Genomic DNA, 20,376 nt, shown 5'->3' on the forward strand with positions numbered 1-20,376 from the left:
AAGCCGCGAATAGTACCCCTTCTGGCGGGCGATTCGGGGCTGGCGTCGCGGCGCGCGCGACAGTATCAGTACCGGCCCTCGAACTGGGAATGGAAATGACCTCAGCCTCTCTGCCTCGTGTTTCGGTCATCGGCCTTGGCAAGCTCGGCGCGCCACTCGCGGCGGTCCTGGCCAGCCGCGGTTTCACGGTCATCGGCCTCGACGTCAACAAGACGTTCGTGGATGCCATGAATGCCGGCAAGATGCCGATCGTCGAGCCGCAGCTCAACGAGCTGATCGCCGCCAACAGGGAGCGGCTGTCCGCCACCATGGACGCCAACGAGATCGTGCAGAAGAGCGACGCCAGCTTCGTGATCGTGCCGACGCCGTCCGACAGCACCGGCTTCTTCTCCAACCGCTTCGTGCTGCAGGCGATGGAGACGCTCGGCAAGGCGCTGCGCAACAAGAAAGGCTACCATGTCGTGGTCATCACCAGCACGGTGATGCCTGGCACGACCGGCAGCGAGATCAAGGCGGCCCTGGAGGCGGCCTCCGGCCGCAAGGTCGGACCGGAGCTCGGCCTCTGCTACAATCCGGAGTTCATCGCGCTCGGCAGCGTGGTGCGCGACATGCTCTACCCCGACTCCATCCTGATCGGCGAGAGCGACGCCAAGGCGGGCGACATGCTGCAGACGATCTACCTACGGCTCTGCGAGAAGAAGCCGCCGGTGCAGCGGATGAACTTCGTCAATGCCGAGCTCACCAAGATCTCGGTGAACACCTACGTCACGACGAAGATCTCCTACGCCAACATGCTGGCCGACCTGTGCGACCGCCTGCCGGGCGCCGATGTCGACGTGGTCACCAAGGCCCTCGGCGCCGACAGCCGCATCGGGGCGAAGTACCTCAAAGGCGCCATGGGCTATGGCGGCCCCTGCTTCCCGCGCGACAACGTCGCGTTCGCGGCGCTCGCCCGCAAGATCGGTGCGCGCGCCGACGTTGCCGAGGCGACCGACCGGGTCAACAACCACCAGGTCGAGCGCGTCACCGGCCTCGTGGCGAAGTTCGCCAGGTCGGGCACCCGCATCGCCCTGCTCGGCCTTTCGTACAAGCCTCACACGCCGGTCGTCGAGGAAAGCCACAGCGTCAAGATCGCGGCCAAGCTCGCCGATGCCGGCTACGTCGTGACGGTGCACGATCCGCTGGCGCAGGATTCGGCGCTTGCCGTGCTGGGCGACAAGGTGGTCGAGGCTTCCTCGCTCGACAGCACGGTGCGCGACTGCGATCTCTTGATCGTCGCCACCGGCTGGCCCGACTACAAGGCGATCGATCCGGCCTGGTGCAAGCGTAACGGCCAGCGCCTCACCATCCTCGACCTCTGGCGGACCCTGCCGGCGGACAAGTTCGCCGATGTGGCGGACGTGCTCTACCTGGGGTCGGGTCGCATGTAGCCCGAACGGCGCCGTCAGATGGCGTGCCGCCCCCTGAAGCGCAGCACCTTGCCCTTCATCCCGGGCGCAAGGCGCGGGATGCCGGCCAGGACCTGACCGCAGAACGGGTTGATGTTGGCGCTCACGTAGTCGGTGAAGAGCGGCCAGAAGCGGTTGTAGATCACGTTCACGCCGATGAAGCGGCGAGGCAGACGGCGTGCCCTGGGCCGCGTCTCGTCCTCCAGCGATGCCGCCTGTCTCAACAATCTGCTCACGACCTTCAGGCGCTTCTCGTCGAGCGGCTGCGGATGGCGGCCCGTTCGCACCGGATCGCTGATGCCCTGGGTCGCAAGGCCGAACTCGAAGATGAACATGTCCGACCGCCGCAGCAGCTCGGCGAAAGGCCCGGCCTCGACTCCCGGCAGGTCGGTCGGCAGGCCCTCGCATTCGTCGGGCACCAGGATGGGGCCGGTGAAGCCCATGGCGCGCCAGGCGATCGCGAAATGGCGCAGGAAGTCGGCACGCGTGCCCACGAGCATCAGGGCGGAGTCGCGCGGATAGGTCAGCACCTGGTCGCAGACGAACGGCAGCGTGTGCGGCAGGTCGTAGGTCAGATCGTGGAACAGGTGCCACTCGACGTTGGTCGTCCGATAGGGCTCGGTCGCGGGCTGGATCGCGGCGCCCACCCCGGCGGCGAAGCGTTCGAAGGCGGTGTCCCTGTCGAGCCGGATCTCCTCGATCTCGAGGTCGGGCCATCCCCATGTCTCGGCCTGCGCCGGCAGATAGGGCGAGGACACATTCCAGAGGAAGCGGTCGTGGTCGTTCATCTTGGTCTGGCGGCCCTTGTTGTTCGCGGCGGCGACCCGGGTGTGGTCGCAGTGATAGCCGAAGACCTTGTCGATCAGCGTGTCGACCGAGCCGCGATAAAGCGCAAGCCGTGCCGCCAGGTTGGAATCGCAATGCCAGCCCAGCAGCATCTCCTCGTCGAAGCCATGGATCGCGAACATGTCCTCGCGGAGCACGGCCTGGAAGTCGCCCAGCGCGTCGTAGCGCATGGGCATGTGATTGAGGACGACCTGGTTGAGGTGAAAGCGCATCGACCAGTCGCGCAGCTTGGCGAGGTTTGCGGCCGGATCGCGGCGGTCGAAGGCGGCTTCCCAAAGCATCTCCGGCAGCTCGAACCGCGGCACCTGATAGAAGCCGTCGGGAACGGCCGCCAGGATGTCGCTCAACGACTCCTTCTCGTTGCGCGGCACCAGCAGCATGTCGGTGTTGGTGTAGAGGATCCAGCGATTGCGCGGATTGGAGCGCCGCAGCGCCACGTTGCGCGACTGGGCCTCCAGCGCGACCAGATGCGTGCGCGCCCTCAGGTGCACGTGCTGCTCCGGCCGGACGCGGAAGATGCGCATCACCTTCTTGGCCTTGTCGGTCAGCGTGTCCTGGATCGCCTCGGGAAAGGTCGGGTGATCGTCCGGCGTGTTGTAGTCGACGAACAGAAGCTCGTCGTCGGGATCCGACATCACCTCGGCGATGGCGTTGAAGCTGATCGCCGCCCGCTTGTGCAGGTTGTAGCCGTGGCTGTCGTTGCGGCCGTACAGAATGACGGAAAACATCGGTTCCTCGCTCGCCTGGGGCAGCTAAGCGCCGAGCCGGGCCAGCTCGTGGCGCGCCGCGGCATGCTCGATCATCGACGGGGGAGCCTTCTCGACGACTTCCCCGAATCGTCTCCGCGCCTCGTCCGGATCGGCCGGCAGCGCAAGCGCACCGAGCTGGAAAAGGGCCTCCGCCGCGCGGTCACCGTTGTCGGCCCGCGCAAGCACCGCCTCGGCCGACGGCGGCTCGACATAGAGCTCGAACAACGGGCCCGGCCAGGAGTCATGTCGGGACATGTTGCCCGGCATCGTCGGATGCCCGAGGCGGTGCCGCGCCGCCAGCCGGTAAAGCTGCCAGTACGGATCGCACGGCTCCTTCTCCAGGGCGCGCTCGAGCTCGGGCAGGGCCTGCTCGTAGTCGGCCAGACGCAGCGCCACGCAGGCCCGGGCCGACGCCCGCTCCTTCGGCAAAAGATCGAGCTGAAGGCGCCAGTCGGCATCGGCATCCTGCAGACGGTCGAGCGCCATGCGGGCGATGGCGCGGCCGCTCAGGAAATCCGTGTTCCTGGGCTGCACGGCGCACGCGCTGTCGAATGCGGCCGCCGCCCGCTCGAGCTGCCCCATCATCAGCAGCGCTTCGCCCTTGAGGGCCAGCACATCGGAAAGCCCCGGCTTCACCTTGAGGGCAGCCTCATAGTCGGCGAGCGCCGGAGCGGGCCGGCCTTCCACGAGAAAGGCGTTGCCGCGGGCGATGAGCGGAAGAACCCTTTGCTTCACGGACTGGATGACCGTCGTGTAGGCCGCGATTTCCGCCGTCGAGCGTCCCGCACGGCGCAGCACGAAGAACCGATCGGGCGCGCCCGGCCGCAGCTTCCGCTTCAGCTTGCGTCCCGCCTCGTACAGGGACATCGCCTTCTCCGGCTGCCCCAGCATGTCGTAGAGCTCGCCCTGCGTCTCGAGCGCCGCGACGAGATCGGGGGCAATCGCCGTTGCGTCGGCGAGGGCGGCGGCCGCTTCCTCGAATTCGCCTGCCCGCACTAGGTCGTGAGCGCGGATGAAAAGCTCCTCCTCTTTCGTCCTGGGGTTGCCGGTCGACCGACGTCCAGCAAGGAAGTCGAGGCTCTTCCGCCAAGCACCCGCAATCTTGTCAGAAAGCCTTGTCACAATGCCGATCTCACTCAAACACCACCCTGCCCGGGCGCCGTGCCAATCGGGGCGGGCTGGACAAAGCGCCTGAACTTGCACGGTGCGCGCCGGCTCGGGCGCCGATGGACGTCCGCCGGAGCGTCCTCGCTGGATGCGCGAACACGGCCCGATTCACGAGCCGACCTGCCCGGCGTCAGGGGCCTCCTCATAGCGAACGAAATCCTCCTCGTCGAGGTGGTCGCCGGTTTGGACCTCGATGAATTCCAGCACCGCCGATCCGGGATTGCGAAGGCTGTGAGGCGCATTCCTGGGAATCAGCACCGAATCGTTGACGTTCAAGAGACGCCTCCTTCCGTCCAACAGCAGCTCGCCGCTTCCGTTCACGACGAACCAGTGCTTGTCGCGGCGGCGGTGGCTCTGCAGGGCGAGCTGCTCTCCCGAATTCATCGTGAGGTGCTTGGCCCTGAAGTACGCCCCTCGGCAAACCTCCTGGGCCGTGCCCCAGGAACGGTGGATCCTCGCATGCTCGGTTGCGGCCTTGTGATTGCCGTCGGACATGCGCTGCACGACATCCTTCAGCCGCGGCAGGTCGTCGTGATGGCCGACAAGGACGGCGTCGGGCATTGCCACGACGACGAGGTTCTCGACGCCGATGACGGCCGTCAGCGGCCCGTCGGACCGGATATAGGAGTTGCGCACCGCGTCGAGTTCGACCGGACCTTCGGTGACATTGCCGGCGCTGTCGGCCTCGCCGATATCCAGCATCGCCCCCCAGGTGCCGAGATCGGACCACCGGAAGCGCGCCGGAACGACCCAGCATTTGTCTGTCCGCTCCATCACGGCATAGTCGATCGACTTGGCCGGGGCCTTGGCGAAGGCTACGGGATCGAGGAAGACCGTCGAGCCGCGCCGGTTCGCCTTGGCGACGGCTTCCTCGGCCGCCGCCGCCATGGTCGGCTCGAAGCGTGCCATCTCCGACAGGAGCAGGGCCGGCGGGAACAGGAAGTTGCCGCTGTTCCAGAGCAGCCCTTCCGAGAGGTAGCGCAAGGCGGTCTGCGCGTCGGGCTTCTCCACGAAAGCCGCGACCTTGCGCACTTCGCCGATCCTGTCGCCGCCGGGCCTTATGTAGCCGTAGTCGGTCTTGGGTTCGGTCGGCGGGATGCCGAAGGTCACGATGCCGCCCTCGCGGACCGACTCGACGCCGGCCCGGCAATCGGCGCGAAACTCCTCCTCCCCGATCACCAGATGGTCGGACGCGAGCGCCAACACGATCTCGGCGCCGATGCTCCTGGCGTAGGCCGCCGCGGCCCCAATGGCGGGACCCGAATCGCGGCGCGCAGGCTCGATCAGGAGATCGATCTGGATGCCGAGCTCGCGCGCCTGCTGTTCCGCGGTGAAGCGATAGCTGTCGTTGGTGGCGATCACCGGGCGTCCGAACAGGGCCGTGTCGGCGACGCGCAGCAGCGTTTGCTGGAAGGTCGATCGCTCGCCCAGCAACGGCACGAACTGCTTGGGCATGCTTTCGCGGGACAAGGGCCACAGACGCTTGCCCGAGCCGCCGACGAGAATGATGGGGGTGATCGGTGTGGACATGGTCATCGAACGGCCGCCGGCACGCTAGGCCGCCTCGGCGAGGCGGTCGAGTTCGTCGACGGCGCACATCACGTGATAGAGCGTGCTCGCCGGCATGTTCTGGGCCGCCGGTGCGCCATCGGCGTCGAGGCGATCCATCCAGCCCCCTGGATGGCCGGCCGCGAGGAAGCGGCGATGGAGCAGGGTCGCCAGCTCGGCGGCCTTCGCGGCCGCTCCCGGCCGGCCGGCCGCGGCCTCGGCCACATTGGCCTTGAGCGCCTCCGTCATCGGCCAGGTCCGGTGCGAGGGCAGCCGATGCGTGCCGTCGATCGTCACCTCGTCCACCATCAGGCCGGCCTTGTCGTAGCCATGGCGCGCCGCGTGGGCGTAGAGCGCGTCGACATAGGGTTGCACGGTGCGGCCGGTCTCGCGCTCGAACCAGCGCAGCAGCCACACCCACTCCGAATGATGGCCGGGTTCGACGATGGCGCCCTTCTCCCCGGCAACGGGCTGCAAGGTCTCGTCGAAATATTCGCCCAGGATGCCCGGATGCGCGCGAAAGAAGCGCGAGGTGAAGAGGCCGAACATCTCGCCGGCGCGCGCCAGGTAACGGGCGTCGCCGGTGCCGGCCCAGAGGGAAAGCAGGGCCTCGAAGAGATGCATGTGGGGGTTCTGACGGCGAGCCGCGTCGGACAGCGGCAGCCCCTCGACATAGCCGCCGGAATGCCGCGCGTGCATCTCGCGGTCGATGTAGGCGAGGGTCTCGTCCGCCAGCGCCAGGGCCTCGCGACGATCGGTGGCGCGGATGTAGGAGGCGATCGCGAGCAGCGCGAAGGCATGGCTGTAGAGGTCGCGCCGCGGGTCGCCGATCCTGCCGTCCCCATGGACCGAAAACACCCAGCCGGCCCCGCCGTCCGGCTTGTAGTAGTCGCGCACCATCGCCTCGTAGGCGGTCTCGACGACCCGGACCGCCTCGGGATGCCAGCCTCGCCGCGCGGCAAGGCCATACGAAAAGATCTGCCGGGCCTGCACGATGAGCCGTGTCGCGACGTCGGACACCGGCTTGCCCTCGAGCGTGAGCGCCTCGCGGAAGCGGCCTGTCCCGGAGTCGAACCCGGCGGTCGCCCACAGGGGCAAGGCCTGCTGGACGGCCCATTCGCGCAAGAGCGCTGCACTTTCCTTCAATGCGTTCACGGACACCTCAAAGACCAATCATTGCCATGAGCCGGCTCGCCCAGGGCTGTTGTTGCGATTTCCTGATGGCATAGCGGACGGTCTTCACCGCATGCTCGTAGCGCGCGCCGCCGATCGCCGTCGTCAAGGTCTCCCGTCGCTCCAGCAGCACGCGAAGGACGAGATGGAGCACGCGCTGGCTGATCGGCCCCCAGCTCTTGCGCGATGTCTGCGACGCCCCGCCCAGCATGAGGCCGTCGGAATGCTTGTTCTTGCCGTGCATGCGATAGGCGTACAGGGCCTCGTGCACGGCAATGCCGCCCACGATCAGGATGCAGAAGGTGGAAAGATAGAAGTCGAGATAAAGTGGAAGCTGGTCGTCCCTGTCGGGCAGCACGAGCTCGACGACGTCGCGCCGGAACATCATGGCTGCCGTGCTGTTGGACGACCAGGTCGGCGTCCAGCGGCCATGGAAGGTCAACGCCGGATTCGCGGCGAATCGCACGCTGCCGCCCGCCGACTCGATCTCGGGCACCGTCTCCGCCTCGATCGGGCGATGCTGCTCGTGCTTGGGCGGCTGCTCGAACCACCACGCCGTCGCGGCCAGGAGCTCGCCCTTGCCGTTGATGAAGTGTGAATCGCAGTAAGTGAAGGCGACCGGACAGTCGGCGTTGAGATGCGCGGCCAGATGTCGCTCGACGAAGGTGTCGTACCAGACGTCGTCCGAATCGAGGAAGCAGACGAAAGGCGTGCTGAGCTCGGCGACGCCGCGTCGGACCGCACCCGTCTGGCCGCGGTTCGTTTCGAGCCGGATATAGCGGAAGCGCGGATCGGCCATCTTGGCCAGTGTCTCGCGAATCACCCGGTCCGAGCAGTCCGTCGACGCGTCGTCGACCACCACGACCTCGATGTTGCGCACGGTCTGACGTGAGGCCGAAACGATCGCCTCGGCGACATAGGCCTCGTTGTTGTGGTTGGCGATGACGACGCCAACCCGGGGCAGTGTGGCAATTCCCATGTATTGGTCTTCAGCCTGCCCGCTCATCCGGCGTCGTTACCGCGCAGTCACCACGCAGGGCGCCGCCCTTCCGGCGGGATACGCCGTCTCCCCATCCAATCATGCTCTTCGCCAACGACATCTCTCTGCTTTCAGCCCCTTGGGGCGCCCGCCGACCCGGGGTCCGCCAGCCGCCCCGCCGTCTTTCTTGCCATGCCCGCGCATCTTTGTCGCATGAACGGCATAATACGTGCTCGGGCCGACTTTGCCCATCGACAGCAACCCCGACAACGGGCTTGCCTTCCGGCCGGTCCTGGCCTACCGCCGCCCCAAATCCGCCATCGTGGCGCGTCATTGCAGGGACGGGCTCGCCGAATATAATGCAGCCCCCTCATCTCCCCTTACCCGGATAAATGCCAGCGTTGCTCCTCCGCGCCTTCTTGGCGACTGCCCTCGTTCTCTGCCCCGTGCTCGTGTCGGCGCAGAGCCTGCGCGTGGTAGCGCGCGTGAACGACGAGGCGATCACCGACTTCGATCTCAACGAGCGCATCGTCTTCGCCGTCAAGAGCTCCGGACTGCAGGACACGCCGGACATGCGCCAGCGGCTCGCCCCGCAGATCCTGCGCCAGATGATCGACGAGAAACTCCAGGTGCAGAACGCCAAGGCCCTGGGGCTGGCCCCGAGCGACGGCGAGGTGGCCGCGCGCGTCTCCGAGATCGAGCACTCCGCCGGCATGGCGCCCGGCACGTTCAAAGCCTATCTGCACAGCATCGGCGTGCCTTTCGACATCGCGGCACAGCAGATCGAGGCATCGATCGCCTGGGCGAAGATTGTCCGCCGCAAGATACGGCCGCACGTCGACGTCTCCGACACCGAGATCGACGATGCCCTGAATCGCGTGCGGAAGAATGTCGGCAAGACCGAGGCCCATGTGGCCGAGATCTTCGTCCCCATCGACCGGCCCGATCAGGCGGACGAAGCGCGCCGGTCGGCCGACCGGATCGTCGAGCAGATCAGACGCGGCGCTCCCTTTGCCGCCCTTGCCCAGCAATTCTCGCAGGGGCAGACGGCGAGGAACGGCGGCGATCTCGGCTGGATCCTGCCGGGCTCGCTCGATTCCGCGCTCGACGCGGCGATCGAGAAGTTGCCGCTGCGCCAGGTCTCCGAGCCGATCCGAACGGCCTCGGGATGGCATATCGTCTATGTCATCGACCGCCGACCCTTCGCCACGGCACGGCCGGACGACGTGCGTCTCAACCTGGTGCAGATGACGCTGGCGCTGCCCGCCAACGCAACGCCCGAGGAAACCAGCAACGCCATGGCCGATGCCCAGAAGGCTATGGCCGCGGTGCATCGATGCGAGGATCTGCACGCCCAGTCGCGAACGTTGAAGGGCGCGACGTCGGGCGATCTGAAGGGCGTTCGAGTGGGCGATCTCAGGGCCAACCCGCAGATGTACGAGGAGCTCCCCAAGCTGCAGGTGGGCGGCACCGCAGGCCCCTTCCGGGTGGCCGAAGGCCTGCAGGTCGTGGCGTTGTGCAGCAAGGAAGGCGCCGGCGGCCTGCCGTCGCGCCAGGCGGTCGCACAACAGATCCTGCTGCAGAAGGTCGAAGCCGGCGCGCGCCGCTACATGCGCGATATGCGCCGCGCCGCCACCATCGACATCAAGCGGCCGTCGTGACGGTTGCCCTGCCGCTCGCCGTGACGATGGGCGAGCCGGCCGGCATCGGCGGTGAGCTCAGCCTCAAGGCATGGCTGGCGAGGACGAAGGAGACGCGGCCGTTCTTCGTGCTCGACGATCCGGGCCGCCTCGAGACGCTTGCCCGCCACCTCGGCCTCGCCGCGCGGCTGAAAGAGATCGCGCGGCCGGACCAGGCGATCGAGACCTTCCCCTCCGCGCTGCCCGTCCTGCCCGTCCGCCTGCGCGTCCCGGTGCAGGCGGGCCGTCCCGACCCCGCCAATGCCCCGGCGACAATCGAGGCGATCGAGCGCGCCGCGGCGTTGGCCATGGCCGGCGAGATCGCGGGCTTCGCCACCAACCCGATCCAGAAGAAGACGCTGCAGGAGGCGGGATTCTCCCATCCGGGACACACGGAATTCCTGGCCGACCTCGCCGCGCGCGCCGCCGCGAAGCCGGTCGAGGTCGCGATGATGCTGGCCTGCCCCGAATTGCGCGTGGTGCCGGTGACCATCCATTTGTCGCTGGCCGAGGCCGTCCGCACGCTCGATGCCGCCGCCATTGTCCGCACCGGCCGCATCGCCGCTGGCGCATTGAAGGCCTTGTTCGGGATTGCCCGGCCGCGGCTCGCCATTGCCGCCCTCAATCCGCATGCCGGCGAGCAGGGTGCTATGGGCGACGAGGAAATCCGTATCATCGGGCCGGCGGTCGAAGCGTTGCGCAAGGACGGCATCGACGTTCGGGGACCGGCGCCGGCGGACACGCTGTTCCATCCCGCCGCGCGCGCGACCTACGACGTGGCGCTCTGCATGTATCACGACCAGGCGCTGATCCCGATCAAGACCATCGACTTCTCGGGCGGCGTCAATGTCACGCTCGGCCTGCCCTTCGTGCGCACGTCGCCCGATCATGGCACGGCGCTCGATATCGCCGGCACCGGCCGGGCGGACGCCGGCAGCCTGATCGCCGCGCTGGCGATGGCCGACGACATGGCGCGGCGACGGCAGAGCCGAGATGCGCCCGCCGCCTGACGGCGGGATCGCCGATCTTCCGCCGCTGCGCGAGACCATCGCCGCTCACGGCCTCGACGCGCGCAAGCGCCTCGGCCAGCATTTCCTGCTCGACCTCAACCTGACGCGGCGCATCGCCCGCGCCGCCGCGCCGCTCGACAAGGGGACGGTCGTCGAGGTCGGCCCGGGGCCAGGCGGCCTGACGCGCGCCCTGTTAATCGAGGGCGCGCAGCATGTCGTTGCCATCGAGGTCGATGCGCGCGCCATCGGCGCTTTGCGCGAGCTGCAGGCGGCATCCGACGGCCGCCTCGAGATTCGCGAGGGCGATGCCCTGGCGGTCGATCCCGCGACGCTCGGCCCGGGCCCCCGACGCATCGTCGCCAACCTTCCCTACAATATCGCAACCGCGCTGCTGGTCCGCTGGCTGCACGCGGCCGACGCGGTCGCCGAGATGGTGCTGATGTTCCAGAAGGAGGTCGTCGATCGGCTGGTCGCCCCGCCCCGCACCAAGGACTACGGCCGGCTCTCGGTGCTGGCCCAGCATGTCTGCGAGGTGCGCCGGCTCTTCGAGGTGCCGCCGGCAGCGTTCGTGCCGCCGCCCAAGGTCACGTCGGCGGTGGCGCGACTCGTGCCCCGGCCGGCGGATCGGCGCCTGTCGGATCTGGGCCCCCTGGAAACCGTGACCGCCGCCGCCTTCGGGCAGCGGCGCAAGATGCTGCGCCGCTCGCTTCAGGGGCTGTTCGGAGACCCCGTCGCTGTCCTCGAAGGGCTCGGCCTGTCGCCGAGGGCCCGCGCGGAGGAGCTCTCCGTCGACGATTTCGTGCGGCTGGCGAGGGCGCTCGGGCGCGGCTAGATCAGCGTCCCTCGCGCAGGGCTTTCACGAAGTCCGCAAGGCCGTACTGACGTTCGCGCTTCAGGCGCTCGGCGGTCAGGATCGATTTCAGCTCGATCAGGCTGGTGGCTATATCGCGATTGATGATCGTGTAGTCGTACTCCGCCCAATGGCTCATCTCGTCGGCCGCCTTCGCCATGCGCTTGGCCACGATGTCGGGCGAATCCTGAGCCCGCGTGATCAGGCGCCGTTCGAGATCGCGCGTCGACGGCGGCAGGATGAAGACCGTGACCAGGTCCTCGCGCCCCTTCTCCTTGAGCTGCTGCGTGCCCTGCCAGTCGATGTCGAACAGGACGTCACGGCCCTCGTTGAGCGCCGTCTCGACCGGTGCACGTGGCGTTCCATAATAGTGCTCGAAGACCCGCGCATGCTCGAGGAACTCGTCCCGTTCGATCATGCCGCGGAACGTCGCGGTGTCGACGAACCGATAGTCCACGCCGTCCCTCTCGCTCGGACGCTTCTCGCGCGTGGTGAAGGAGACGCTGAGCTGGATTTGCGAATCGTTGCCCAGAAGCTGCCGCGAGAGGGTCGTCTTTCCCGCGCCCGACGGCGAGGACAGCACCAGCATCAAGCCGCGGCGCTGGATCGCGGGCGCGTCGGCGTCATTCGACATTCTGGACCTGCTCCCGCATGCGCTCGATGGCTCCCTTCAGATCGATACCAAGGCGTGTCAGCTCGATATCGGCCGACTTCGAGCAGAGCGTATTGGCCTCGCGATTGAACTCCTGGCAGAGGAAGTCGAACTTGCGGCCCACGGGATTGTCCGGCCGCGCCTCCGCCAGCAGGCTGCGCGCCTGGCCGATGTGGGCCGCAAGGCGATCGAGTTCCTCGCGTACGTCGGCCTTGCCGACAAGCAGCGCGACCTCCTGCGCGAAGCGCTCCTCGGACAGAGCCGGCGTCCGCTCCAGCAACTCTTCCAGTTGCGCCTGGAAGCGCGAGCGGACGGTGCCGATCTGCACCTGCGCCCGCTCGGTCGCGCGGCCGCACAGCGTCTCGATCTCGTCGATATGGCCGCCGATCACGCCGGCCAGCGCCTTGCCCTCCGCCGCGCGCGCGTTCGCCAGCGCCGTCAGCGCCTCGTCGAGGGTCGCAAGCAGCGCCTTGTCCAGTGCCGCGAGCGCTTCCTCGCTCTCCTCCCCTTCCTCCTCTTCCTCGATCACGCCGCGCACGCGCAGCAGGCCGTCGGCCGTCGGGGCGGCGGCACCAGCCTTGCGCATCTCCTCGACCAGCGGCGCGAGATCGGCCAGCAGGGCGCGATTGATGCGCAGCGGCTTGCCCAGCCGTTCGCTGCCTGCGATGAGGGAAACGGTAACGTTGCCGCGCCGGAGCCTGGCACCAACCATGCCGCGGACTGAATTTTCCAGGCGTTCGAAACCCTGCGGAACGCGGCAGCGCACCTCCAGATTGCGGCCGTTGACGCTGCGCGCCTCCCAGACCCAGCGCCGCCGTTCATCCGATCCCTGCGCCCGGGCGTACCCCGTCATGCTTGCAATCAACAATCCAACTCCGCCTGGACTCCACTGGCCGCGACGCGGCGCGCCACTCTAGTATCGGGCCCACCCGCACACAATGCGAAGCGCCGACAGGTTATCCCATGAGCTTCACCAGCATCGTCATCACCGGCGCCTCGAGCGGAATCGGCGAGGCGCTGGCCTGCGCCTATGCCGCGCCGGGCGTCGCCCTGGCTCTCAACGGACGAGACGGCGAGCGCCTGCGGACCGTTGCCGAAGCCTGTCGCGCCAAGGGCGCAGCGGTCGATGCCCGACAGATCGATGTCACCGATCGCGCGGCCCTCGCCCAATGGCTCGCGGCCTTCGACGACGCGCATCCCGTCGACCTGCTGATCGCCAACGCCGGCATCTCGATCGACAAGGACAACTCCTCGCTCGACGACTTCTCGGTCATTCGCCGCACGATCACGGTCAATCTCGACGGCGTGCTGAACACAGTCGAGCCTCTTGTCGGGCGCATGATGGCACGCAAGCGCGGCCAGATCGCCGTCGTCTCCTCGCTCGCGGGCTTCATCGGCCTGCCCTACTCGGCCTCGTACAACGCCAGCAAGGCGGCGGTGCGCGTCTGGGGCGAGAGCATCCGCTACCCTCTGAGGAAGAGCGGCGTGGGCGTGAGCGTGATCTGTCCCGGCTTCGTCATCACCCGCATGACGGCGCAGGCGCCTTTCCCGATGCCGTTCCTCATGACCGCGGAACGCGCCGCCACGATCATCCGCCGCGGCCTTGCCCGCAACAAGGCGCGGATCGCCTTCCCCATAGGGACCAAAGCCGCCGTCTGGCTGGGCGGCGTGTTGCCCGGAAATTGGACCGCGCGGCTGCTGGGCGCCTGACCGCGCGGCCTACCTCATCTGGTTCGTGAGCAGCGCCGCCACGCCGCCCTTGTCCCTGCCGTATTTCAGGAGCGCCTCGCGCCCGCCGGCGGCATACGCCGCGACCGCGCCCAGCAGCCGCTTGAGCTGGTCGGGGCTGTTGCGGTCGAACCTGCAATAGGCCCCGCGCGTCAGCCTGGCGATCTGCGGAAAGAGGCGCGAGGCGGTGCGGTCCTGCCCCTCCTGGAAGACGAAGACCGGCAGGCCGAGCAAACCGAGCTGCCCTGCCTCGTGGCCGACCTGATCGACATCTTCCTCGCAGCAGTCGCCGACGAACACCAGCGCATCGAGCCGGCTTTCGCGACGCTGCTCTCCGGCATAGCGCAGCAGGCGTCCGATCTGCGTGCGCCCGGCGAGGCAACGCACGGCGCTCATCAGGCGCGCCAGCTCGCGACCGTTGGATGTCCAGCGACTCACCTTGAACTCGTCGAAGCCGCGATAGAAAGCAAGCCGCACGTCGAGACCGCCGAGCGTTTCCGCGGCCACGAACATCTCGCCCTGGATGCTGCAGGCATGGTCCCAGGTCGGCTCGCGGCTTGCCGTCGCATCCATGGCGAACAGCAGCCGGCCGTGTCCCTGCCCGCCGTGCGAGGCCGGCAGCCGCCCGACCTCGTGCACGAAGGTATCGACGGCATTGGAGGTCTTGCCGACCGCCGGCGTCTTGCGATCCTCGGCCATTCTTTACCCTCTCCCGAGCGTCGAATATGGTGCGCCGCGCTTGCGAATGCCACGAACAATGAATCGTCGTTGGAGCCCCTTCTGAAAGCAATCGATGCCCTGCTGGTGGTCGCCTCGGTCCTGGTCAGCACCGTCATTGCCGAAGGCGTCGTCCGCCATCTCGACGGCCTGCCGCTGCTCGTGCTGCCGCTGCCCGAGGGTGTCGGCAACGCCGTCACCGCCGAGCAGCGCGACGAGGTCCCTCTCGCGCCGGGCGTGTCGCGCGACTGGTTCTTCGACGATCCGCCGCCGCTGCCCAATCGCAGCGAGCCGCCGGACGAGTGGCAGCGACTGTTCGTCGAGGTGAGGGATCATCCGGCGAAGTACGGGCCGTTCCGTCCCGCCGACGTCTTCAAGGCGTGGAACTCGGTCTTTGCCGGCAAGGACGTTTGCCACAACGACTTCCTGCGCCGGGCACCGGGCATCCTCTACCTCTACGATCCGCCCGACGGGAAAGCCTATCCACGCTACCGGTTCCTGCCGAATGTCACCACGCCGCTGCGGCTGGTCACCAACCAGATCGGCTGGCGCGGACCGCCGATCGTCGAGCCGCGCCGGCCCGACACGATCCGCATCGTGTTCGTCGGCGCATCGACGACGGTAGGCGGCCATTTCCTGCCCTTCTCCTATCCGGAATATATCGGCCACTGGCTCGATCTCTGGGCGAGGTCGAAGCACCTCGACATTCATTTCGAAGCCCTCAATGCCGGCCGCGAAAGCCTCGCATCCCAGGATATTGCCGAGGTCGTGCGCCACGAGGTGCTGCCGCTCAGGCCCGACCTCGTCGTCTATTACGAGGGGCACAACCAGTTCTGGCTGCCGACCGTCATTCCCGGCCTGCCGCAGGAGGGCACGGCGCCCAAGCCCACTCTCGAGGTCGAGACGCCGCCCACCTGGCTGCTGGTCGCCACGCGATTCTCCGCGCTGGCCCGCCGCGTCCAGGCGGCGGTCGGCTATACCGGCGGCAACCTCGACGGCCGCGAATGGCCCAAGCCCGACTACGAGATCGTGATGCCGCCCGGCCTCGACGAGAACGACCCGGACATCTACGACCCGCGCCTGCCGCTGCATCTCGACGACATCGTGCGCGATCTCGACCGCATGCGCTCCGACCTCGCCACCGTCGGCGGCGAGCTCGCCGTCTCCTCGTTCGTGTGGATGGTGAAGGACGGCCTCGTGCTCAATCCGATCGCGCACAAGTACATCCTCGAGGATCTCAACATCAACGAGTATCCGCTGCGCTATCGCGACCTGGTGCGGCTTGTGACCTTCCAGAACCGCGTGTTCCGCAAGTATGCCGAGGTCCATCACCTGCCCTTCATCGATGTCGCGCGCCATATGCCGCTCGACCCCGACCTGTTCCAGGACGCGATCCACAACACCGCCGGCGGCGTGCGCGAGCGCGCCTGGGTCGTGCTGCAGCAGCTCATCCCGGTGATCGAGCGGCATCTGGCAAGCGGCGCCTGGCCAAGACCGTTGCCGAAAGACAGGTCGCCCTTGCCGACCTTCACGCCGCGGCGCATCGCCGTGGACTGCAAGAAGCCCTGACATGAACCGCGACAATCCGAGCTCGCTGCGGCTGCTGCTGCAGGTCTTCCTGCCTTTCGCGTTCGTCTACTTCGTCTCCTACATCGTGCGCGGCGTGAATGCCGTGATCTTCCCCTATCTGGAGCGCGACGTGGGCGTGACGGCGGCCGATCTCGGCCTGCTCACCTCCGCCTTCTTCCTGTTCTTCGCCGCCAGCCAGCCGCTGCTGGGCGTCGCGCTCGATCGCTACGGCCCGCGCCGCCTGCAGACCACGCTGATGCTCGTTGCGGCGCTCGGATCGGCGCTGTTTGCCGTGGCGACATCGCTGCCGCAGCTCGTGCTGGCGCGCGGGCTGATCGGGCTCGGCTTCGCCGGCGGCCTGATGGCGGCGATGAAGGCGATCACGCTCTGGTACCCGCCGCGCCGCTGGGGGCTGATCACGGGGTTCCACATGATGGCCGGCGGCGCCGGCTCAATGGCCGCCACCCTGCCGGTCGAATGGTCGCTGTCGGTCGTGAGCTGGCAGGGTCTCTTCTTCTGGCTGGCCGGCATCTCCCTCTTCGGCGCCCTGCTGCTCCACCTCGCGGTTCCCGAGCGCGCGCCGTCGGGCAGAGGCGGCACCCTGGCGGAGCAGTTCCGCATCACCGGCGCGATCCTGACCGACGGCTTCTACTGGCGGATCCAGCCGCTTCTCTGCGTCCAGCAGCTCGCCTTCATCGGCTGCATCACGCTGTGGATGGGGCCATGGCTGCGCGACGTGGGCGGCGTGTCCGACCAGGCGGCGCGCGCCGACATCCTGCTCTACGCGACGGCCGCCATGACCCTGGGTTTCGCGGTGAGCGGCCTCATCGCGGAGTTCCTGCGGCATCGCGGCATCAGCGACTTCGTCTCGTCGAGCTTCGTCAGCCTGCTGTTCGCACTGGTTGCGGGCTGGCTCGCCTTCTTTCCGCCCGCCGAGCCCGCCCTGCCGTGGATGCTGTTCGGATTCCTGGGCGCCTATCCCATCCAGTACTTCCCGGTGGTCATGGCGTCGTTCCCGGCCGACTATGCCGGCCGCGTCAGCACCAGCATCAACCTCCTGGTCTTCGTCGTGATCTTCGTCGGCCAGTGGGCGATGGGCAAGGTCGTGGAACTCTGGCCGCCGACAGCGACCGGCTACGCCCGCGACGGCTACACCTGGGCGTTCGGCGCGCTTTTCATCCTGCAGCTTGCTGCTCTGGCATGGCTTCTGCTGTCGCCGGGACGTCCGATGACGCAGGCGCCGCGGGCGGCGGCAGATTGAGCGCGGCGACGAGGTCGCGCACCTCCTGGCGCGCGGCGACATGGCTCAGGGTGAGCGAGGGCCCGCTGCCGCCGCGCTTGAGGTCGAGCAGCGTCAGTCCGTTCAGGAACAGCTCGCGATAGATCACGCGCTCGCTGAGGCCGGTGGTCGTGCGAAAGCCGATGCGCCGGGCGAGCGCCTCGAGCACGGTCCCCATGTCGCGCTTGTTGCGCGCGGCGAGCGACGACAGCCGATTGCGCATCACCACCCAGTCGACCGGGCGGCCGCCCTGGACGGCCCGGATCTGCCGCTGCTTCCACACTGCCTCGGCATAGACCGACGGCCGCACGACCTTGAGCGTGTCGGGATCGACGCGCGCCAGGAGATCGAGATCGATGAAACTGTCGTTCAGCGGCGTCAGCAGCGTGTCGGCCCAGGTATGCGCGAGCCGGGAAAGGTGAGTGTCGCTGCCGGGCGTGTCGATCAGCACGAAATCGGCGCCCAGCAGGGGCGGCTCGAGGGCCTCCTCGAAGCGGGCCTGCTCGTCGGCCTCCGCGGCGGCGCGATCGGCAAGGGTCGAGACCGTGACGGCCGCATGGGCCGGAGTCGGCAGATCGATCTCCTTGCGGCGGCTGTAGGCGATGCGGTTCTCGATATAGCGGCTGAGCGTTCCCTGGCGCGCGTCGAGATCGAGGGTCGCCACCGATGCGCCGTCGCTCATCAGGGCGACCGCGATGTGAAGCGCGGTCGTCGACTTTCCCGATCCGCCCTTCTCGTTGCCGATCACCACCACGTGCGCACGGCCGGGCACGCGCGCGGCCTGGGTCTGCGCGATGCTGGGATTGGCCGCGGGCTGGAAGGTGCTCACGCGGCCTTTCGGATCCAGACGGCCGTGTCGTGGAACACGGCGCCGCCGTGCGGCCAGCCGGGATCGGCCGAGGTCACGGCGTTGATGCCGATGCCGGTCTCGAAGTTGCGGTTGGGCCAGATGCCCTCGACCACCACGACGCCGCGCTGCTGTCCGGTCTTGGGCCGGGCATGCACGATGGTGCGGCCGCGCTCGTTGCCCAGCTCGACGCGGTCACCCTCGGCGACGCCCATGGCGGCGCAATCCTCGGGGTTCATCAGCGCCGTCGGCCGCACCTCGCGCTTCAAGCTGGAGGGCGTCTCGCTGAAGGTCGAGTTGAGGAAGGTCCGCGCCGGCGCCGCGACCAGCCGGAACGGCTTGTCGGCGGTCGCATTGTCGATCACGTCGAAATGATCGGGCAGCTTCGGCATGTTGGCGCCGCGCGGCCCGAACGCCGCCCAGTCGGGCTTGAAGCGGAACTTCTTGTCGGGCCAGGCGAAGCCGTCGAGGAAATGCGACGTCTCGAAGCCGAGATGGAAGTCCTGTCCGCCCTTCTGCCAGTTGGTCTCGGCATCCCACATGCCGGACACCTTGAGCGATTCGTCCATGATCTCCCACACCGTCATGTCGAAACCGCGATGCCGCGCGCCCAGCCTCTTCGCCAGCTCGCAGATGACATAGTGGTTCTCGCGGCATTCGCCGGGCGCCTCGATCACCTTCTTGGTGACCTGGAAGAAGGTATGGCCGCTCGCGGTGTAGAAGTCGTCGTGCTCGAGGAACATGGTCGCCGGCAGCACGATGTCGGCCAGCGCCGCCGTCTCGGTCATGAACTGCTCGTGCACGCAGACGAACAGGTCGTCGCGCTTGAACCCCTTGTGGACCAGCCCCTGCTCGGGACAGACCCGGGCCGGATTGGTGTTCTGGATCAGCATGCCGGTCACCGGCGGCCCGTTCTTCAGGGCTTCCGGATCGCCGGTCAGGATCGGCCCCAGCCGGGACTGGTCGAGCGCGCGGATCGACCTGTCCTCGACGTCGAGGCCGTCGATCAGCGTGCGGTCGAGCGGATACATGCAGGTATGGCCATAGAGCGCGCCGCCGCCCTTCGCCTTCCACGCTCCCGTGACGGCCGGCAGGCAGCTCGCCGCATGCATGTTGGCCGCGCCGTTGCGCGTGCGGCTGAAGCCGTGATGGCAGCGGATGAAGGGCGCCTTCGCCTGGCCGTACATGCGGGCGAAGGTCACGATCTTCTCGACCGAAAGGCCGGTGATCCGCGATGCCCATTCCGGCGTCCGCGTCGCGACATGCGCGGCGAGCTCGTCCGGCGCATCGGTGTAGCGCCGCATATAGTCCCAGTCGGCGTAGCCCTCCTTGAACAGGACGTGCATGACGCCGACCGCCAGCGCGCCGTCGGTGCTCGGCCGTACCGCGAGATGCATGTCGGCCTGCTCGGCCGTGCCGGTGCGATAGGGATCGATCACGACCAGCTTCGCCCCGCGCTTCTTCGCCCGCATGGCGTGGGTCATGACATTGACCTGGGTGTTCACGGGATTGCCGCCCCAGATCACGACCAGATCGGAATGCTCGTCGACCTCGCGCATGTCGGCGCCGCGCTTGACGCCGACGCCGGCGATCCAGCCGGTGTCGGAGAGCGTCACGCAAATGGTCGAGAACCAGCGCGAGTAGTTCATCGCATGACGCAGCCGGTTGATGCCGTCGCGCTGCACCAGGCCCATCGTGCCGGCGTAGAAATACGGCCAGATCGTCTCGTTGCCGTGCCGGCGCGCCCTGGCGATGAACTGCTCGGCGACGATGTCGAGCGCGTCGGCCCAGGAGATCTCGGCGAACTGCCTCGAGCCCTTCGGGCCCGTCCGCCGCAGCGGCTTCATCAGCCGGTCGGGATGGTGGATGCGCTCGGCGTAGCGCGCGACCTTCTCGCAGATCACGCCCGCCGTGTAGTCGTTGCGCATCGAGCCGCGGATGCGGCCGATGCGCCGGCTGTCGAGCCGTTCGACATCGAGCGCACAGGTGCTGGTGCAATCGTGCGGGCAGACCGACGGCACGATGGTGATCCCCGCTTCCGCGCTTCTCGCGCGTGCCGGCGGTGCGTAGGAATGGTCGTCCGGGCTCATGGCGAAAAGATACTCCCGCTGGCTTGGGATGGTCCACCTGCCATA

Annotated in this window: 17 protein-coding genes; 7 read left to right on the forward strand and 10 right to left on the reverse strand. The window is 67.9% G+C overall.

Features of this window, described 5'->3' with window-relative positions:
- The first annotated feature begins 95 nt into the window (after window positions 1–95).
- Window positions 96–1,430 carry a nucleotide sugar dehydrogenase gene (locus OJF58_RS25560; protein ID WP_300780684.1) on the forward strand — a complete coding sequence of 445 codons (1,335 nt, stop codon included), beginning with the start codon at window positions 96–98 and terminating at the stop codon, window positions 1,428–1,430.
- Between the two features lie 14 nt (window positions 1,431–1,444).
- Here the strand turns inward: OJF58_RS25560 and OJF58_RS25565 are convergent, their stop codons facing one another.
- The 5 genes from OJF58_RS25565 to OJF58_RS25585 all read right to left on the reverse strand — a co-directional run bounded on the left by OJF58_RS25565 (window position 1,445) and on the right by OJF58_RS25585 (window position 7,910).
- Window positions 1,445–3,022 (reverse strand): hypothetical protein, encoded by a 1,578-nt coding sequence (locus OJF58_RS25565; protein ID WP_300780685.1) that lies wholly within the window; start codon window positions 3,020–3,022, stop codon window positions 1,445–1,447.
- Window positions 3,023–3,046: 24 nt separating this feature from the next.
- Window positions 3,047–4,246, reverse strand: coding sequence for a tetratricopeptide repeat protein (locus tag OJF58_RS25570; RefSeq protein WP_366526798.1), 1,200 nt, complete (start codon window positions 4,244–4,246; stop codon window positions 3,047–3,049).
- 72 nt (window positions 4,247–4,318) lie between these two features.
- Window positions 4,319–5,746 (reverse strand): mannose-1-phosphate guanylyltransferase/mannose-6-phosphate isomerase, encoded by a 1,428-nt coding sequence (locus OJF58_RS25575; RefSeq protein ID WP_300780687.1) that lies wholly within the window; start codon window positions 5,744–5,746, stop codon window positions 4,319–4,321.
- An 18-nt stretch (window positions 5,747–5,764) separates the two neighbouring features.
- On the reverse strand, window positions 5,765–6,913 hold the full coding sequence (locus OJF58_RS25580) for an AGE family epimerase/isomerase (protein WP_300780688.1): 1,149 nt from the start codon (window positions 6,911–6,913) through the stop codon (window positions 5,765–5,767).
- Between the two features lie 7 nt (window positions 6,914–6,920).
- On the reverse strand, window positions 6,921–7,910 hold the full coding sequence (locus OJF58_RS25585; RefSeq protein ID WP_300780689.1) for a glycosyltransferase family 2 protein: 990 nt from the start codon (window positions 7,908–7,910) through the stop codon (window positions 6,921–6,923).
- A 392-nt stretch (window positions 7,911–8,302) separates the two neighbouring features.
- Between OJF58_RS25585 and OJF58_RS25590 the strand changes: the two genes are divergently transcribed.
- The 3 genes from OJF58_RS25590 to rsmA are packed head-to-tail and all read left to right on the forward strand — an operon-like array spanning window position 8,303 to window position 11,431.
- Window positions 8,303–9,571, forward strand: a complete 1,269-nt coding sequence (locus OJF58_RS25590) for a peptidylprolyl isomerase (RefSeq protein ID WP_300780690.1) — start codon at window positions 8,303–8,305, stop codon at window positions 9,569–9,571.
- Complete coding sequence (pdxA, locus tag OJF58_RS25595; RefSeq protein WP_300780691.1) at window positions 9,568–10,599, forward strand: 4-hydroxythreonine-4-phosphate dehydrogenase PdxA; 1,032 nt, start codon at window positions 9,568–9,570, stop codon at window positions 10,597–10,599. Before OJF58_RS25590 ends, pdxA begins: the two co-directional genes overlap by 4 nt.
- Window positions 10,583–11,431, forward strand: a complete 849-nt coding sequence (gene rsmA / locus OJF58_RS25600) for a 16S rRNA (adenine(1518)-N(6)/adenine(1519)-N(6))-dimethyltransferase RsmA (RefSeq protein WP_300780692.1) — start codon at window positions 10,583–10,585, stop codon at window positions 11,429–11,431. The genes pdxA and rsmA overlap by 17 nt, the downstream gene beginning before the upstream one ends.
- A 1-nt stretch (window position 11,432) precedes the next feature.
- Here the strand turns inward: rsmA and gmk are convergent, their stop codons facing one another.
- A complete protein-coding gene (gmk, locus tag OJF58_RS25605) occupies window positions 11,433–12,083 on the reverse strand; it encodes a guanylate kinase (protein WP_300780693.1) in 651 nt (216 codons plus the stop codon).
- Window positions 12,073–12,954 (reverse strand): YicC/YloC family endoribonuclease, encoded by an 882-nt coding sequence (locus OJF58_RS25610; RefSeq protein ID WP_300780694.1) that lies wholly within the window; start codon window positions 12,952–12,954, stop codon window positions 12,073–12,075. The genes gmk and OJF58_RS25610 overlap by 11 nt, the downstream gene beginning before the upstream one ends.
- A gap of 110 nt (window positions 12,955–13,064) precedes the next feature.
- Here OJF58_RS25610 and OJF58_RS25615 point away from each other — a divergent pair, with 110 nt between their 5' ends.
- On the forward strand, window positions 13,065–13,811 hold the full coding sequence (locus OJF58_RS25615; protein ID WP_300780695.1) for an SDR family NAD(P)-dependent oxidoreductase: 747 nt from the start codon (window positions 13,065–13,067) through the stop codon (window positions 13,809–13,811).
- Window positions 13,812–13,820: 9 nt separating this feature from the next.
- On the opposite strand, the gene OJF58_RS25620 is transcribed toward OJF58_RS25615, so the two are convergent.
- Window positions 13,821–14,528: a VWA domain-containing protein gene (locus OJF58_RS25620; RefSeq protein ID WP_300780696.1), complete on the reverse strand. Its 708-nt coding sequence runs from the start codon at window positions 14,526–14,528 to the stop codon at window positions 13,821–13,823.
- A 69-nt stretch (window positions 14,529–14,597) separates the two neighbouring features.
- Between OJF58_RS25620 and OJF58_RS25625 the strand changes: the two genes are divergently transcribed.
- Both OJF58_RS25625 and OJF58_RS25630 read left to right on the forward strand, forming a co-directional pair.
- Window positions 14,598–16,115: a hypothetical protein gene (locus OJF58_RS25625; RefSeq protein WP_300780697.1), complete on the forward strand. Its 1,518-nt coding sequence runs from the start codon at window positions 14,598–14,600 to the stop codon at window positions 16,113–16,115.
- Between the two features lies 1 nt (window position 16,116).
- Window positions 16,117–17,376 carry an MFS transporter gene (locus OJF58_RS25630; RefSeq protein WP_300780698.1) on the forward strand — a complete coding sequence of 420 codons (1,260 nt, stop codon included), beginning with the start codon at window positions 16,117–16,119 and terminating at the stop codon, window positions 17,374–17,376.
- Here OJF58_RS25630 and OJF58_RS25635 read toward each other — a convergent pair.
- Entirely contained in the window at window positions 17,291–18,223 is a 933-nt protein-coding gene (locus OJF58_RS25635; protein ID WP_300780699.1) for a division plane positioning ATPase MipZ, read from the reverse strand. The two genes, OJF58_RS25630 and OJF58_RS25635, sit on opposite strands and share 86 nt — an antisense overlap.
- Window positions 18,220–20,331, reverse strand: a complete 2,112-nt coding sequence (locus OJF58_RS25640; protein WP_300780700.1) for a molybdopterin oxidoreductase family protein — start codon at window positions 20,329–20,331, stop codon at window positions 18,220–18,222. The genes OJF58_RS25635 and OJF58_RS25640 overlap by 4 nt, the downstream gene beginning before the upstream one ends.
- Window positions 20,332–20,376 lie beyond the last annotated feature (45 nt).

Source organism: Enhydrobacter sp. (assembly GCF_030246845.1).
Taxonomy (GTDB): Bacteria; Pseudomonadota; Alphaproteobacteria; order Reyranellales; family Reyranellaceae; genus Reyranella.

What these genes read in the sequence shown, in the direction of transcription:
- OJF58_RS25620 (WP_300780696.1), bottom strand. Translation starts at nt 14,528, where the DNA reads ATGGCCGAGGATCGCAAGACGCCGGCGGTCGGCAAGACCTCCAATGCC.
- rsmA (WP_300780692.1), top strand. Translation starts at nt 10,583, where the DNA reads ATGCGCCCGCCGCCTGACGGCGGGATCGCCGATCTTCCGCCGCTGCGC.
- OJF58_RS25610 (WP_300780694.1), bottom strand. Translation starts at nt 12,954, where the DNA reads ATGACGGGGTACGCCCGGGCGCAGGGATCGGATGAACGGCGGCGCTGG.
- OJF58_RS25640 (WP_300780700.1), bottom strand. Translation starts at nt 20,331, where the DNA reads ATGAGCCCGGACGACCATTCCTACGCACCGCCGGCACGCGCGAGAAGC.
- OJF58_RS25590 (WP_300780690.1), top strand. Translation starts at nt 8,303, where the DNA reads ATGCCAGCGTTGCTCCTCCGCGCCTTCTTGGCGACTGCCCTCGTTCTC.
- OJF58_RS25585 (WP_300780689.1), bottom strand. Translation starts at nt 7,910, where the DNA reads ATGGGAATTGCCACACTGCCCCGGGTTGGCGTCGTCATCGCCAACCAC.
- gmk (WP_300780693.1), bottom strand. Translation starts at nt 12,083, where the DNA reads ATGTCGAATGACGCCGACGCGCCCGCGATCCAGCGCCGCGGCTTGATG.
- OJF58_RS25565 (WP_300780685.1), bottom strand. Translation starts at nt 3,022, where the DNA reads ATGTTTTCCGTCATTCTGTACGGCCGCAACGACAGCCACGGCTACAAC.
- OJF58_RS25615 (WP_300780695.1), top strand. Translation starts at nt 13,065, where the DNA reads ATGAGCTTCACCAGCATCGTCATCACCGGCGCCTCGAGCGGAATCGGC.
- OJF58_RS25575 (WP_300780687.1), bottom strand. Translation starts at nt 5,746, where the DNA reads ATGACCATGTCCACACCGATCACCCCCATCATTCTCGTCGGCGGCTCG.
- OJF58_RS25560 (WP_300780684.1), top strand. Translation starts at nt 96, where the DNA reads ATGACCTCAGCCTCTCTGCCTCGTGTTTCGGTCATCGGCCTTGGCAAG.
- OJF58_RS25630 (WP_300780698.1), top strand. Translation starts at nt 16,117, where the DNA reads ATGAACCGCGACAATCCGAGCTCGCTGCGGCTGCTGCTGCAGGTCTTC.